Source organism: Streptomyces sp. NPDC058812 (assembly GCF_042744565.1).
GTDB lineage: Bacteria > Actinomycetota > Actinomycetes > Streptomycetales > Streptomycetaceae > Streptomyces > Streptomyces thinghirensis.
Window position 1 is genome coordinate 400,615 of sequence record NZ_JBHYOB010000001.1, and the last position, 15,377, is coordinate 415,991.

Below are 15,377 nucleotides of genomic sequence, written 5' to 3' on the forward strand. Positions count from 1 at the left end.
GGCGCCCGGAACGCGTTCCGGTCCCAGCCCGCGGTCCCGTGGTCAGTTCTCGGAACAGGTTGTAAGGATGCCCAAACTCTCTCTCGTCGTCCCCGTGTACAAGGTGCAGGGCTATCTGCCCGAGTGCCTTGACTCCGTACTCGGACAGGACTGCACGGACTTCGAGATCATCGCGGTCGACGACTGTTCGCCGGACGGGTCAGGGGCCATTCTCGACGAGTACGCGAAACGGGACTCCCGGATTCATGTGATTCACCTCACGGAAAACGTGGGCCTGGGGCGTGCGCGTAACGCGGGACTGGAAAAGGCCACGGGCGATTACGTGTTGTTCCTGGACAGTGACGACACGTTGTCCGACGGTGCGTTGTCGGCCATTTGCGACCGGCTCGACGCCACGGACAATCCCGAGATTCTGATCTTCGACTACGCCCGCACCTACTGGGACGGCAAGGTCCGCCCGAACCTGCGGGCCGATCTCCTCAAGCAGGAGGGCCCGGACGTCTTCCCCCTCGCCGAGCGCCCCAAGCTGCTCGACCTGCTGCAGATCGTCTGGAACAAGGCCTACCGGCGCGACTTCGTCACCCGGACCGGGCTCACCTTCCCGCCCGGGTACTACGAGGACGCCCCCTGGACGTTCTGCTCCCTGATCAGCGCCGAGCGGATCGCCGTACTGGACCGGGTCTGCGTGCGCTACCGGCAGCGCCGCGAGGGCGGCAACATCCTCAAGACGGTCAGCCGCAAGCATTTCGACGTCTTCGACCAGTACCAGCGGGTCTTCGACTACCTCGACGCGCACGAGGAACTCGCCGAGTGGCGCGGCCCGTTGTTCCGCAAGATGGCCGACCACTACCTGACCGTCCTGGAGCGCCCGGGCCGCCTGCCGCAGGACGCGCGGGCGGAGTTCTTCCACCGCGCCTCGGCCGACTACCGCGCCCGCCTGCCCAAGGGCTTCACACGACCGGCCGGGGGTCGCGGTCACAAGTACGGGATGCTGGAGCGCGACGCGTACACGACCATGGTGAGCGCCCTTGCGGCGGTGAAGTTCCGCCAGCGGGTCAAAACCCGCACCCGTACCGCGCTCAACCGGTCCAAGCGCAGTGCCATGGGCGCGTTCTACCAGTCCCAGCTCAGGCTGCCGCTGGACGACAACCTGGTGCTGTTCTCCGCCTACTGGAGCCGCAGCGTCTCCTGCAACCCCGCCGCCATCGACGCCGAACTGGCCCGGCTGGCCCCGCACATGCGCCGCGTGTGGGCGGTCCGCACGGAGAACGCGGCGCAGGTGCCCAAGGGCGTGCGGGTCGTGCGGGTGGGCTCGCGCGAGTACTGGGCGGCCCTGGCCCGCGCCAAGTACCTCGTGAACAACGTGAACTTCGCGGACTCCGTGGTGAAGCGGGAGGGCCAGGTCCATGTGCAGACCCACCACGGCACCCCGCTGAAGACCATGGGCCTGGACCAGCAGAAGTTCCCGGCCTCCACCGACATGGACTTCGAGAAGCTCCTGGAGCGGTGCGACCGCTGGGACTTCAGCATCAGCGCCAACCAGTTCTCGACCGTGATCTGGGAGCGGGTCTACCCCTGCTCCTACACCACGCTGGAGTCCGGCTACCCGCGCAACGACGCCCTCGTGAACGCCACGTCCGAGGACGTGCGCGCGGCGCGTGCGGCACTGGGACTGGCCGACGGTGCCAAGGCGTTCCTGTACATGCCGACGCACCGCGAGTACCAGCCGGGCTTCACCCCGCCGCTGGACCTGGCCCGGATCGCCGACGAACTCGGTCCGGACGTGACCCTGCTGGTGCGCGGCCACTACTTCTACGGCAGCTCCCCGCACGTCGCCGAACTGCGCCGCACCGGCCGGATCGTCGACGTCTCCGGGCACGCCCGGGTGGAGGAGCTGTACCTCGCCGCGGACGCCCTGATCACGGACTACTCCTCGGCGATGTTCGACTACGCCGTACTGGACCGCCCGATCATCAGCTACGTCCCCGACTGGGACGTCTACTCCGCGGTGCGCGGCACCTACTTCGACCTGCTCCAGGAACCGCCCGGCGCGGTGGCCACGACGCAGGCGGAGCTGCTGCGGCTGCTCGCCTCGGGCGAGTACGACAGCCGGGACACGACCGAGCGCCGGGACGCCTTCCGCCGGCGTTTCTGCGAATTCGACGACGGACACGCAGCCGAACGCGTCGTGCGACGCGTCTTCCTCGGTGAAGAGAGCCTGCTGCCCATCGTCCCGTTCGACGAACGCCCTCACGCCCCGACCCCCGCCCAGTCGCTCGAACTGGTCGAGCGGGCCTGACCCCGAAAGGAGATCACCAAGCCATGGCCCCTCGGCTCAGTGTCATCGTCCCCATCTACGACGTGGAGCGTTACCTCCCCGCCTGTCTGGACTCGCTCGCGGCACAGACCTTCCGCGACTTCGAGGTCCTGATGGTGGACGACGGTTCACCGGACGGCTCCGCCGCCATCGCCGAGGAGTACGCCTCCCGCGACGCGCGCTTCAAGCTCATACGCAAGGAGAACGGCGGCCTCGGCGCCGCCCGCAACACCGGCATGGCCCACCTGGCGCCCCAGTCGGAGTTCCTGACCTTCGTCGACAGCGACGACCTGATACCACCGGACGCCTACCGGCTCATGGTCGGCAGCCTCGACGAGAGCGGCTCGGACTTCGCCACGGGCAACGTCTTCCATCTCAGGGGCGAGAAGTCCTGGCAGGTCCCGCTGATGCGGATGCTGGCCGGCGAGGCCCGGGTGGGCACCCACATATCCCGCTACGCCAAGCTCGTCGCCGACCGCATCGCGTGCAACAAGGTCTTCCGCCGCACCTTCTGGGAGAAGAACGGCTTCGCCTTCCCCGAGGGCCGGCTGTACGAGGACACCCCGGTCACGATGCGGGCCCACTACCTGGCCGAGAGCGTCGACGTCATCTCGGAGCCCTGCTACTACTGGCGGCTGCGCGAGGGCGAGTCCGCCCCGTCCATCACGCAGCGCCGCACCGATCCGGCGGGTGTGCGCGACCGCGTCACCTCCGTGATGGAGATCAGCGCCTTCCTCGCCGAGCAGCCCGGTGAGACGTACGCCCGCCTCAAGCGCGAGTACGACACCCGGGTCCTCCGTGACGACCTGCGACTGTTCCTCAACGTGGTGCCGGACGGCGACGAGGAGTACCGGGCCGAGTTCCTGCGCTCGGCGAACCGATTCCTCGACAGCATCGACCCCAAGGTCGTCATGGACCTCCCGGCCGAACTGCGCGTGCAGTGGCTGCTGGTGCGCAAGCACCAGATGGAGGAGCTGATCGCTCTGCTGGCCGGCCAGCGCCGCCGCGAGACGCCCGAGGTCAGCGGCCTGGTCCGCAAGTACGCCTCGTGGCCCTCCCTGGAAGGTGCCGATCTGCACCTTCCCAAGGAGGCGCTGCGCATCGACCAGCACCTGAACATGCGCGCGCCGCTGCAGGACGTGAGCTGGTCCGGGGGCAAGCTCCTGCTGTCCGGCAACGCCTGGATCGACAAGATCGACCAGCCGTCGCGCAAGGCCTCGGTCAAGGTGCTCCAGCTCCGCAAGGACCGCTCCCGCCGCCGCATCCTGCTGCCGGCCCGCAACGTGCCGCGCCCCGAGGTCACCACCGACTCCGGCCAGGACCGCTACAACTACGACTGGGCCGGCTGGGAGGTCACCATCGACCCCGCCCGGCTCCGCAAGGGCGGCGAGTGGCAGGAGGCCGTGTGGCACGTGGGCCTCGGCATCTTCTCCTCCGGCCTGGTACGGCGCCACGCCGTCCACTCCAGCGGCGGCGCGTCCTGCAACTTCCCGCCGTACCACTGGCTGAGCCCCGACTTCCGGCTGCTGCCGTCCGTCGAGCGCGGCGCGCTGAAGCTGCGCATCGAGAAGGTCCGCGCCCTGATCACCGGCCGCGCCCTGGAGGGCGACCGGGTCAAGGTCACCGGTGAGATCCGCGAGCCCCTCGCCGCGGGCGAGCAGGTGACCCTGCGGGTCAAGAACCAGAAGGGTGCCGAGACCCTCGAGTACCCCGTCACCGTCACCCGCGAGGGCGGCGCACAGGCGTTCTCGGTCGAGGTGCCGGTGGCCGACGTGGCGCTCGTCTTCCACGAGGGCGTCGACGAGAAAGCGCAGCCGGAGAAGCGCACCTGGTCCACGGTGCTGGTCGCGACCGACCCGCAGGGCAACGAGCGCCGGTTCGGCACCGTGATGCAGGAAGGGCTGTCCGACGCCGAGTTCCCGCTGCCCGCGTCGCTCGGCAGCCAGGCGCACCTGGTCGAGCTGGCCGTGGTGGCCGGCCACACCGGCTTCCTGAAGTTCTCCGGCCGCACCCGCCGTGCCCTGATCGACTCCGCCACCGTGCGCGACGGCGAGATCGCCCTCACCGGTCACGCCGACCCGCGGCTGACCGGCTCCCGCTTCCTGCTCAAGCCGCGCAACCGCTACGAGGAGCGGTTCGTCGAGACCCGCTGGCTGGAGGACGGCCGCTTCGAGGTGTCCTTCGACCCCTCCCGGCTCGGCGGCAACGGCGGCGTCCCGCTGCGCGCCGGCCGCTGGAACATCTTCCTGCGGCCCGAGGACGAGAGCGCGCCCGACGTGCCCTTCGTGATCGACCGCCTGGCCGCGGACTCCTTCCCGGTCCGGGCCGAGCTCGGCGGCCGGCGCTACTGGCTGGAGAACCGCTGGGGCGACTTCCCGCAGCTCAACGTCCGCTCCGAGCTGAGCGACCTGGAGCGCGGCCCGTTCCGTCAGCGGCAGCTGCGCAAGGAGGTCTACGAGCCGCTGTTCCAGCAGCCGCTGAAGGACCAGGTCTTCTACCTGAGCTACAACGGCAAGCAGTTCTCGGACAGCCCGCGTGCGATGTACGAGGAGCTGAAGCGCCGCGACTCGGACCTGAAGCACCTGTGGGCGGTCCGCGACGGCCAGGTCGCGCTGCCGGAGGGTGTCGAGCCGGTCCGCATGTGGGGCCGGGAGTGGTACGAGGCGCTGGCCTCCAGCCGCTACATCGTCACCAACGCCCACCTTCCCGACTGGATCGAGCGCCGGCCCGGCCAGTCCATCGTGCAGACCTGGCACGGCACGATGCTGAAGAAGATCGGGCACGACATCGACACGCTGCACTTCGACCGGCGCTACCAGGAGAAGCTGGCGCTGGAGGCCAAGCAGTGGAGCCTGCTCGTCTCCTCCAACCGCTTCAGCACGCCGATCCTCAAGCGGGCGTTCTCCTACGACGGTGAGATCCAGGAGGCGGGCTACCCCCGCAACGACTACCTGTACTCGCCCGACAAGGACGCGATCGCGGCGCGGGTCAGGAAGGCGCTCGGTCTGCCCGAGGGCAAGAAGGTCGTCCTGTACGCGCCGACCTGGCGGGACGACCAGTCGCACAGCGCCGGCCAGTACCTGTTCGACCTGCGCATCGACCTCGAGGACGCCCAGCGCCGCCTCGGTGACGACCACGTGCTGCTGATCCGCCGCCACTCCAACGTGGTGGACGCGGTGCCGGGCGCGGGCAACGGGTTCGTGTGGGACGCCTCGGAGTACCCGGACATCGCCGACCTCTACCTCGCGGCGGACATCATGATCACGGACTACTCGTCGGTGATGTTCGACTACGCGCACCTGAAGCGGCCGATGCTGTTCTTCACGTACGACCTGGAGCACTACCGGGACACGCTGCGCGGGTTCTACTTCGACTTCGAGCAGGACTCCCCCGGTCCGCTGATCGACAACTCCAAGGAGCTGGTCGACGCGATCCGGGACATCGACCAGGTCCAGGCGGAGTACCAGGACCGGTTCGACCGCTTCCACCACCTGTTCTGCGACCTGGACGACGGCAACGCGTCCGCACGGGTCGTCGACCGGATGCTGGAGCAGGCGCGGGAGAGCTGAGCCGCGAACGCGAGAGGGCGGGGCCCGGAGGATCTCCTCCGGGCCCCGCCCTCTTGTGCCGTTCGGTACCGGGGTCAGAGCCGCACGGTCTTCACCGCGAACTGGCACGCGGCGGTGAAATAGGGCCGCAGTTCCGTACGCCGGCGGGTGGGGGGCAGCGGCGCCGGGGTCTGGCCGAGGGCCCGGCGGGACTTGCGTACCGCCCGGGTCAGCACGGTCGGGGGCGCCGCCACGGCCTCGCTGATCACCGGGCGCGGGAAGGTGAACACGTTGATCGGCGCCAGTACGTCGGTCGCGAGCTTGGCCAGCTGCACCCGGGGCGCGCCGGGCGCCGGGCGCAGCGAGAAGTCCCAGATGACTTCCTTCTCGTCGGCGTCGGTGTGCTCGCCCACCAGCGTCGCGCAGTCGATGTCCACCGCCACCCGGCCGTCGCCCTCGTCCCGCAGCGGGAAGGACAGCACCCGCTCCTTGTCCCGGCGGTGCACGGCCTCCACGACGGCGTCCGCGGCCGGCCGGGCGCCCCACAGCTCGGCGCGCACGGCGATGGTCCGCTCGTCGACCCTGACCGGGCCGACCTCGGCGTGGACGTCGCGCAGCGCGCTGCGCAGCCGCAGCCCGCCGTCCTCGTGCAGGTGCGGCAGCAGCACCGCCAGGGCGGGCCCCTGCGGGCGCGGCAGCTCCACGGCGAGCAGGTCCCGGGTGTCGCAGCCGTAGCCGTCGGTGCCGAGTGCGACCTCGCGGCCGCCCTCGCGGGTGGCCAGGGTCAGTTCCCAGGTGCCGTGCGGCAGCCCGGCGTCCCAGGGCACGACGGCGTCGCCCTCGGCGGTGAACGGGAAGCGGTGCTCGCCGGCCGCGGCGGCGCCCTTGCGCAGCACGAGGTCGGCCTGCCCGGCGCTCGGCGGCAGCGTGCCCACGGCGACGTGGACGGAGCCCTGCCGGTCCACGCGGGCGGTGGCGTGCCGGGGCAGCTCCTTGCGGGCGAGGGCCTCCTGGATGATGTCCTCGAAGCGTTCGCGGCTGGCCCGCTCGTGGAAGCGCTCGGCGTTGCGGATGGCGGCGGCGGCCATCTTCAGCCGCAGCCCGTCGTCCTGGACGAGGCTCCGGATCGCCTCCGCCATCGCGTCCACGTCGCCGGGCGGGACGATCAGGCCGTCCTCGCCGTCGGTGAGGATGTTGCGCGGCCCGTGGTCGGCGTCCGTGGCGACGACGGGCAGTCCGGCGGCCATCGCCTCGACGACGACGTTGCCGAACGCCTCGCGCTTGGAGGGCAGGACGAAGACCGAGCCCTTGCCGAACTCCGGGGTGACCGGGGAGGTCTGGCCCATCAGCAGGATGTTGTTGGACAGCCCCAGTTCCTCGATGCGGGCGCGCAGCTTGTTCTTCTCGGCGCCGTGGCCGTAGATGCGCAGCGTCCAGTCCGGGGCGACGGCGTGGACCTTGGCGAAGGCCTCGATCAGGAGGGCGTGGTTCTTGTTGCCGGTCAGGTGCCCGGCCGAGACCACGACCTTGTTGGTACCGGTGGCCCTGATGGTGGAGGCCGGTACGCAGTTGGGCATCACCGCGAGGCGGTTGGCGACCGCGGGCACCTGCTTGCCGATGGCGGCGACCTCCTCCGGCGTGAGCGCCGTGAGGACGTCCAGGGACCGGTAGGCGGGGAAGAGGCGTTCCTTGATGTCCGTGGCGTAGATGGCGGGCATCGAGTGCTCCTGAGTGACCTTCAGGTAGTCACCGCGCGCCTGCGCCAGCATGATCGTGTTCCGCGGGCTGGAGCTGACGACGACGTCGGCGTCGGTGGTCTCCAGGTACTCCAGGAGCCTGAGTTCCGCGAGCCTGCTCACCACGGGCGTCTTGGCACCGGCGTTGAGCGGGTAGATCAGCGGGAACTTGTCGGACAGCGGGTCGTCCACGTCGGAGACCGGCGAGTGCGGACGCATGTCGCTGAGCACCCGGACGGACACCCGCGGGTCCAGCGGGAAGTACGACTCGTCGCGCACCTTGCGCAGGGCCACGATCTCGACGTCGTGCCGCTCGGCGAGCGCACCCGCGAGGTTCTGCGTCGCACTGACCACGCCCCCCATGTGGCACAGGTCCCGGACGAGGAATGCGATCTTCACTTGGCGGCTTCTCTCTGCTTTCGGGAAACGGCTGGTCAGTCCGTCCTCCCACCCCTGGCCACACAGCTGTGGCCACATCCTCCTCACAACGTACACATCGATGTTCGACAGCAGATCACGACCACGACACACCTGTGTAACCCTGCGGGCGGCGTGCTGCCGCCCGCAGGGCCGGGCCGTGTCCCGGAGAGCCGGGTACCGAGCCTAGAAGGGCTCGAAACCGTCGAACTCCCGCTCCGCCTCGTCGCGTTCGGCGTCCCGTTCCCGGCGTCGCTGGGCGGCCGGGCGGGGTGCCTCGAAGCGGTGGTCCTCGCCGCGGCGGCCGAGCATCTCGGCGCCGGCCGTCACCGACGGCTCCCAGTCGAAGACGACCGCGTTGTCCTCGGGGCCGATGGCCACGCCGTCGCCGTTGCGGGCGCCGGCCTTCATCAGCCGCTCCTCGACACCGAGGCGGTTGAGCCGGTCGGAGAGATAGCCGACGGCCTCGTCGTTGTTGAAGTCGGTCTGGCGCACCCAGCGTTCGGGCTTCTCGCCGCGCACCCGGAACAGGCCGTCCTCCTCGCGGGTGACGGTGAAGCCGGCGTCGTCCACGGCCTTGGGCCGGATGACGATCCGCGTGGCCTCGTCCTTGGGCCGGGCCGCGCGCGCGTTGCCCACCAGTTCGGCCAGCGCGAAGGACAGCTCCTTCAGCCCCATGTGGGCCACCGCGGACACCTCGAAGACGCGGTAGCCGCGTGCCTCCAGGTCCGGGCGGACCATCTCGGCGAGGTCCTTGCCGTCGGGTACGTCGATCTTGTTGAGGACGACGATCCGGGGCCGGTTGTCCAGGCCGCCGTACTCGCGCAGCTCCGCCTCGATGATGTCCAGGTCGGAGACCGGGTCGCGCTCGGACTCCAGGGTCGCCGTGTCCAGCACGTGCACCAGCACGCTGCACCGCTCCACGTGCCGCAGGAACTCCAGACCGAGGCCCTTGCCCTGGCTGGCACCGGGGATCAGACCGGGGACGTCCGCCACGGTGTAGACGGTCGAGCCCGCCGTCACCACGCCCAGGTTCGGGACGAGCGTCGTGAAGGGGTAGTCGGCGATCTTCGGCTTGGCCGCGCTCAGCACCGAGATCAGCGACGACTTGCCGGCGCTCGGGTAGCCGACCAGCGCCACGTCGGCGACGGTCTTCAGCTCCAGGTGGATGTCCTGGAGGTCGCCGGGCACGCCGAGCAGCGCGAAGCCGGGCGCCTTGCGCCGCGCGGAGGCCAGTGCCGCGTTGCCGAGGCCGCCCCGGCCGCCCTGCGCGGCGACGTAGGAGGTGCCCTGGCCCACCAGGTCGGCGAGGACGTTGCCCGCCCCGTCGAGGACCACGGTGCCGTCGGGCACGGGCAGGACCAGGTCCTGACCGTCCTTGCCGGAGCGGTTGCCGCCCTCGCCGGGCTTGCCGTTGGTGGCCTTGCGGTGCGGGGAGTGGTGGTAGTCGAGGAGCGTGGTCACCGACTGGTCGACGGTGAGGATCACGTCGCCGCCACGGCCGCCGTTGCCGCCGTCCGGGCCGCCGAGCGGCTTGAACTTCTCACGGTGGACGGAGGCACAGCCGTGGCCTCCGTTACCCGCGGCGACGTGCAGCTCGACGCGGTCCACGAAGGTGGTCATGGGATGTGCCTCCAGTTACCGGTTACTACTTACTGCGGAAATGTCTCGTGGGTGTCTCTTGGGTCAACACGCGAAAGGCGGACCCGCTTCCCCTGAAGGGAAGTGAGGTCCGCCTCGCGAAAGTTTCCGATCAGGCGACCGGAACGATGTTCACGACCTTGCGGCCACGGTGGGTGCCGAACTGCACCGCACCGGCCTGCAGGGCGAACAGCGTGTCGTCGCCGCCACGGCCGACGCCCGCACCCGGGTGGAAGTGGGTGCCGCGCTGGCGGACCAGGATCTCGCCCGCGTTGACGGCCTGACCACCGAAGCGCTTCACGCCGAGGCGCTGAGCGTTGGAGTCACGACCGTTACGGGTGGACGATGCGCCCTTCTTGTGTGCCATCTCTCCTCAGTCCCTTACTTCGCAGCCGCGGGGATCTCAGTGACCTTGATCGCCGTGTACTGCTGGCGGTGGCCCTGACGACGGCGGTAGCCGGTCTTGTTCTTGTAGCGCAGAATGTCGATCTTCTGGCCCTTGTGGTGGTCCACGACCTCGGCCTGGACCTTGATGCCGGCCAGCACCCACGGGTCGCTGGTCACAGCGTCGCCGTCAACGACGAGCAGGGTCGAGAGCTCGACCGTGTCGCCGACCTGGGCGGTGGAAATCTTGTCAACCTCAACGATGTCGCCGACAGCAACCTTGTGCTGGCGACCACCGCTGCGCACGATGGCGTACACGCGGATCTCACTCTCTCGCTCTGGAACGGCACCCCCGCAGTCCAGCCGCCCGGTGACACACGCGGACGGCCTCTCCCGGCCGGGGCCCGTCAGGGCCCGCACCCGGAAGGAAGAAAGGTTTACGGGGATGTGACGCGTCAGTCGACACGCCGACGCTCAAGATTACGGGGCCGCACGACAGGGGTCAAACCGGGCCCGGTCACCCCGGCCGCGGCCTCAGCCGGCGACCGCCGCGACGTACTCGGCGTACGCCTCCTTCGCCCGCGCGGGCGACAGGTCGAGATGCTCCAGGATCGTGTACCGGCCGGGCCGGGTCCGCGGCGCGAACTCCACGGCCCGCACGAACTCCTCGTCGTCGAACCCGATCTCCTGGGCCACCACGGGCAGCCCGTGCCGGCGCAGCGTCCCGGCCATCAGCAGGGAGCCCTCGCGATCGCCGCGCAGATACGTCGCGAAGGCCGCGCCGATGCCCACCTGCTCGCCGTGGCTCGCGGCGCGCCTCGGATACAGCAGGTCGAGCGCGTGGCTGATCTCGTGGCAGGCGCCGGACGAGGGACGGGTGTGCCCGGCGATCGACATGGCGATGCCGGACAGCACCAGGCCCTCGGTCAGCACGGTCAGGAACCCGTCGTCGCCGCAGCCGCCGGGGTGGCGCAGGACGGCCTCGCCGGCCTGCCGGGCCAGGGCGGCGGCGAGGCCGTCGACCTTCTCGCCGTTGACCCGGTGGGCCAGCTCCCAGTCGGCGACCGCGGAGATGTTGGAGACGGCGTCACCGATCCCGGAGCGCACGAAGCGGATCGGCGCCTCGCGGATCACCGCGAGGTCGACGACGAGCGCGATGGGCGTCGGCACGCCGTACGAACCGCGGCCCGCGTCGTTGTCGAGTATCGACACCGGCGAGCAGATGCCGTCGTGGGAGAGGTTGGTGGCCACCGCGACCATGGGCAGGCCGACGCGGGCCGCGGCGAACTTGGCGCAGTCGATGACCTTGCCGCCGCCGAGCCCGACGATCGCGTCGTAGCGGCTCGCCTTCATGCCGTCGGCCAGCCGCACCGCGTCGTCGATGGTGCCGCCACCGACCTCGAACCAGTCGGCGCCGGGCAGGGACGGCTCCAGCCTCCGGCGCAGGCGGGCTCCCGAGCCGTCGCTGATCGCCACGGCGAGCTTTCCGGACTGGGAGATCCGCTGGTCCGCGAGGACACTCGCCAGGTCGTCGAGCGCGCCCGGACGGATGTCCACTACGAGCGGCGAGGGGATGAGCCTCGTCAGTACCGGCACGTGATCTTCTCTCCTCGCGGGGACGGGTCGGCGGGGACGGGTCGGTGGCCCGGCTGTCCGGTGATGATGCGCCCGGAGACGTCCGGGGAAACGTGCGGACTGAAACGTGCGGACTGAGCGGACTGAAACGTGCGGACTGAAATGTACGGTCTGACACGTGTGGCCCTGTCCGGACGGACTCCGAGCGGATTCCGGGCCGGACAGGACCACACGTTCTGCGACTGGCGGCCGGATCAGCCCTCGTCGGTGGCGGCCCTGACCGAGGACGGCGTCTGCTGGGCAGCCGCCGCGGTCTTCTTCGACGCCGTCTTCTTGGCCGTGGCCTTCTTGGCGGTCGTCGACTTGGCCGCCTTCTTGGCCGTGGCCTTCTTCGCGGTCGTCGTCTTCTTGGTCGCGGTCTTCTTGGTGGCGGCCTTCTTCGCCGTCGCCTTCTTGGCCGTCTTGCGGGCCGCCGCCTTCTTGGCCGGGGCGGTCTCCTCGGCGGTGTCCGCCTCGGGTTCCGCCACGGCCGCGGTCTCGCCCGCGTCCTCCGCCGGGGCCGACGGAACGACCATGACGGCCGCCTCCTCGGACGCGGTGGACGTGGTGGGCTTGCGCACGGCCCGCCGCCGCGGACGCGCCGGGGCGGCGCTCTCTGCGGCCGTACCGGACGACTCCGCGGGGGCCTCGGCAGCCGCCGGTGCCTCCGTCGCCTGCTCGGCCTGCGGGGCCTGCGGGGCCTGGGCGACCTGCTCCGGGACCGTCAGCACGGCGGCCTCGGCACCCGCGGGCGAACCGGCCGGTGCGGACACCTTCCGGGTGGCCCGACGGCGGGTACGGCCCTTGGGCGCGGCCTCCTCGGCAGCCGGCGCCTCGACGGCGGCCGGGGCTTCCTCGGCGGCCGGGGCCGGGGCGCCGGAGACGGCGTCCTCGACGGCGGCGGGCTCGGCGAGCACCTCGGCGGCGGACTCCTGCCGTACCGGACGCTCGACCTCTTCCTGGACCGTGACGTCCTGCGCGGTCGGGGCCTCGGCGCGCCGGGCCTCGCCCTTCGCCGCCTTCGGGGCGCCCGCCGGGGCCGACGCCCGCCGGCTCGTGCGGCGCCGGCCGCGACCGCGTGTGGCGGCGGCCTCGGCCTCGGCGGCGCTGCTGTACAGCTCCTCGTCCGCGCTGAAGTCGGGCGCCGGGAGGGCGACCGGCTCGGCCACCTCGGCGGCGACCTCCGACTCGGACTCGGTGTCCGCCTCCTGCTCCGCCGTCACACCCGTCTCGACACCGGCCACGGCCTCGTGCTCGTGCGGCTGCTCTCCGCCGCCGGCCCGCGCCCGCTTGCGGCGCTTGCCACCGCCGCCACCGGCGGCGGCGGTCGGCTGGTCCAGGTGGACGATGACGCCACGGCCGTTGCAGTGGACGCAGGTCTCGGAGAACGACTCGAGCAGCCCCTGCCCGACCCGCTTCCGCGTCATCTGCACGAGCCCCAGCGAGGTCACCTCGGCGACCTGGTGCTTCGTACGGTCCCGGCCCAGGCACTCCAGCAGGCGCCGCAGCACCAGGTCCCGGTTGGACTCCAGCACCATGTCGATGAAGTCGATGACGATGATGCCGCCGAGGTCACGCAGCCGCAGCTGGCGCACGATCTCCTCGGCCGCCTCCAGGTTGTTCCTGGTGACCGTCTCCTCGAGGTTGCCGCCCTGACCGGTGAACTTGCCGGTGTTGACGTCGACGACGACCATCGCCTCGGTCCGGTCGATCACCAGCGAACCGCCGCTGGGCAGCCAGACCTTGCGGTCCAGCGCCTTGGCGAGCTGCTCGTCGATCCGGTACGTGGCGAAGACGTCGACCTCGCTGGTCCACCTGGACAGCCGGTCGGCGAGGTCCGGCGCCACGTGGGACACGTAGCCGTGGATGGTCTGCCAGGCGTCGTCACCGCTGACGACGACCTTGGTGAAGTCCTCGTTGAAGATGTCGCGCACGACCCGGACGGTCATGTCCGGCTCGCCGTAGAGCAGCGTGGGCGCGTTCGAGCTGCCGCCGCTCTTGGCCTTCTTCTGGATTTCCTCCCACTGCCCCTGGAGCCGCTCGACGTCGCGGCGCAGCTCGTCCTCGCTCGCGCCCTCGGCGGCGGTGCGCACGATGACGCCCGCGTCCTCGGGGACGATCTTCTTGAGGATGGTCTTCAGCCGGGACCGCTCGGTGTCGGGCAGCTTGCGGCTGATACCGGTCATCGAGCCCTCGGGCACGTAGACCAGGTAGCGGCCGGGCAGCGAGATCTGGCTGGTCAGGCGGGCGCCCTTGTGGCCGATCGGGTCCTTGGTGACCTGCACGAGGACCGACTGGCCGGACTTGAGGGCGGACTCGATGCGGCGCGGGCCGCCGGACATGCCGAGGGCCTCGAAGTTGACCTCACCGGCGTACAGGACGGCGTTGCGGCCCTTGCCGATGTCGATGAAGGCGGCCTCCATCGACGGGAGCACGTTCTGCACCTTGCCGAGGTAGACGTTGCCGACGTACGAGGTGGCCTGCTCCTTGTTGACGTAGTGCTCGACGAGCACGCCGTCCTCCAGGACGCCGATCTGGGTGCGCTCGCCGTGCTGGCGTACGACCATGACGCGCTCGACGGCCTCGCGGCGGGCCAGGAACTCGGCCTCGGTGATGATCGGAACGCGTCGGCGCCCCTGCTCACGGCCTTCCCGGCGGCGCTGCTTCTTGGCCTCCAGGCGGGTCGAGCCCTTGATGGACTGCACCTCGTCGGACGGCTCGCTCCTCTCCCGCGGGGGGCGGGGCTCGCGGACCTTGACGACGGTGCGCTCGGGGTCGTCGGCGGACGACGGCTCGGAGTCCCCGGAGCCGTCCCCGGCCCGGCGACGACGGCGACGACGGCGACGGCTGCTGCTGGAGCCGCCGCCCTCGCCCGAGGCGTCCTCGCTCTCCTCGGCGTCCTCCTCGGCCTGCTCGGCGGTGTCCTCCGCGTCCTGAGCGGCCTGCTCGGCGGTGTACTCGTCGCCGTCGGCGGAGTCGCCGTCGGCGGCGTCGCCCCGGCGACGGCGGCGGCCGCCCCGGCGACGGCGACGGCGCGAACCGGACTCCTCGGAGCCCTCGACGTCGTCGTGGTCCTCGCCGGACTCGTCGACGTCGGCGTCCGTGTCGGCCTCGGCCTCGGCCTTCGGCTCGTCCTGCTTCACGGCGGCGGTGGCCCGCTCCTCGGTGGCCTCCTCGGCGGCGGCGCCCCGGCGCTTGCGACGCCGACGCGACCCGGCGGACTGCTCCTCCGGGAGCTCCTCGGTCTCCTGCGGCGCCTTCTCCGGCTCGGCTCCGGCCGCCTCGGCGGCGGCCTCGGCGGCGGCCCGCTCGGGCGTCTGGAACTGGGGCTCGGCGAACACGGGCGCCTGGAACACCGCGACGGCGGGACGCGACGGCCGCTTGGGAGCGTCCGCATCGTCGGAGGCGGCGGTCTGCGCCGGCGCGGCGAAACCGGTGGCGGCCTTACGGGTGGACCGGCGGCGCGCACGACGCGGAGCGGCGTCCTCGACGGGCGCGGCGGTCTCTTCCGGCGTCTCGGGGGCCGCCTGCGCGGTCTCGGGGGCCGGGGCGGGCTCGCTCACCTCGGCACCGACATCGGCGGGCGCGCCGGTCGGCGCGGCCACGCGCCGCGTGGCACGACGCCGGGCACGGCGCGGAGCAGCGTCCTCGGCCTCGGCGGACGCGGGCGCCTCGGCAGGCGCGGACGCCTCGGCGGCTGCGGCAGTCTCGGCGGGCGCG

The 15,377-nt window shown here is 71.2% G+C and carries 8 protein-coding genes; 2 read left to right on the plus strand and 6 right to left on the minus strand.

Annotation, left to right across the window (positions count from 1 at the left end; genetic code table 11):
- The first annotated feature begins 67 nt into the window (after window positions 1–67).
- On the plus strand, window positions 68–2,299 hold the full coding sequence (locus ACFW48_RS01860) for a CDP-glycerol glycerophosphotransferase family protein (protein WP_386309456.1): 2,232 nt from the start codon (window positions 68–70) through the stop codon (window positions 2,297–2,299).
- 23 nt (window positions 2,300–2,322) lie between these two features.
- Window positions 2,323–5,886 carry a CDP-glycerol glycerophosphotransferase family protein gene (locus ACFW48_RS01865; protein WP_386309458.1) on the plus strand — a complete coding sequence of 1,188 codons (3,564 nt, stop codon included), beginning with the start codon at window positions 2,323–2,325 and terminating at the stop codon, window positions 5,884–5,886.
- A 74-nt stretch (window positions 5,887–5,960) separates the two neighbouring features.
- Here ACFW48_RS01865 and ACFW48_RS01870 read toward each other — a convergent pair whose 3' ends face one another.
- The 6 genes from ACFW48_RS01870 to ACFW48_RS01895 form a co-directional block, all read right to left on the minus strand.
- A complete protein-coding gene (locus tag ACFW48_RS01870) occupies window positions 5,961–8,000 on the minus strand; it encodes a glycosyltransferase family 4 protein (RefSeq protein ID WP_386309461.1) in 2,040 nt (679 codons plus the stop codon).
- A 204-nt stretch (window positions 8,001–8,204) separates the two neighbouring features.
- Complete coding sequence (gene obgE, locus ACFW48_RS01875) at window positions 8,205–9,641, minus strand: GTPase ObgE (RefSeq protein WP_386309463.1); 1,437 nt, start codon at window positions 9,639–9,641, stop codon at window positions 8,205–8,207.
- A 130-nt stretch (window positions 9,642–9,771) separates the two neighbouring features.
- Window positions 9,772–10,026 (minus strand): 50S ribosomal protein L27, encoded by a 255-nt coding sequence (rpmA, locus tag ACFW48_RS01880; protein ID WP_003976205.1) that lies wholly within the window; start codon window positions 10,024–10,026, stop codon window positions 9,772–9,774.
- A 14-nt stretch (window positions 10,027–10,040) separates the two neighbouring features.
- Window positions 10,041–10,361 (minus strand): 50S ribosomal protein L21, encoded by a 321-nt coding sequence (gene rplU / locus ACFW48_RS01885; RefSeq protein ID WP_007449531.1) that lies wholly within the window; start codon window positions 10,359–10,361, stop codon window positions 10,041–10,043.
- A 216-nt stretch (window positions 10,362–10,577) separates the two neighbouring features.
- On the minus strand, window positions 10,578–11,639 hold the full coding sequence (locus ACFW48_RS01890; protein WP_386309465.1) for an iron-containing alcohol dehydrogenase family protein: 1,062 nt from the start codon (window positions 11,637–11,639) through the stop codon (window positions 10,578–10,580).
- Between the two features lie 233 nt (window positions 11,640–11,872).
- On the minus strand, window positions 11,873–15,377 hold a 3,505-nt coding region (locus ACFW48_RS01895), incomplete at its 5' end, for an Rne/Rng family ribonuclease (protein ID WP_386309467.1).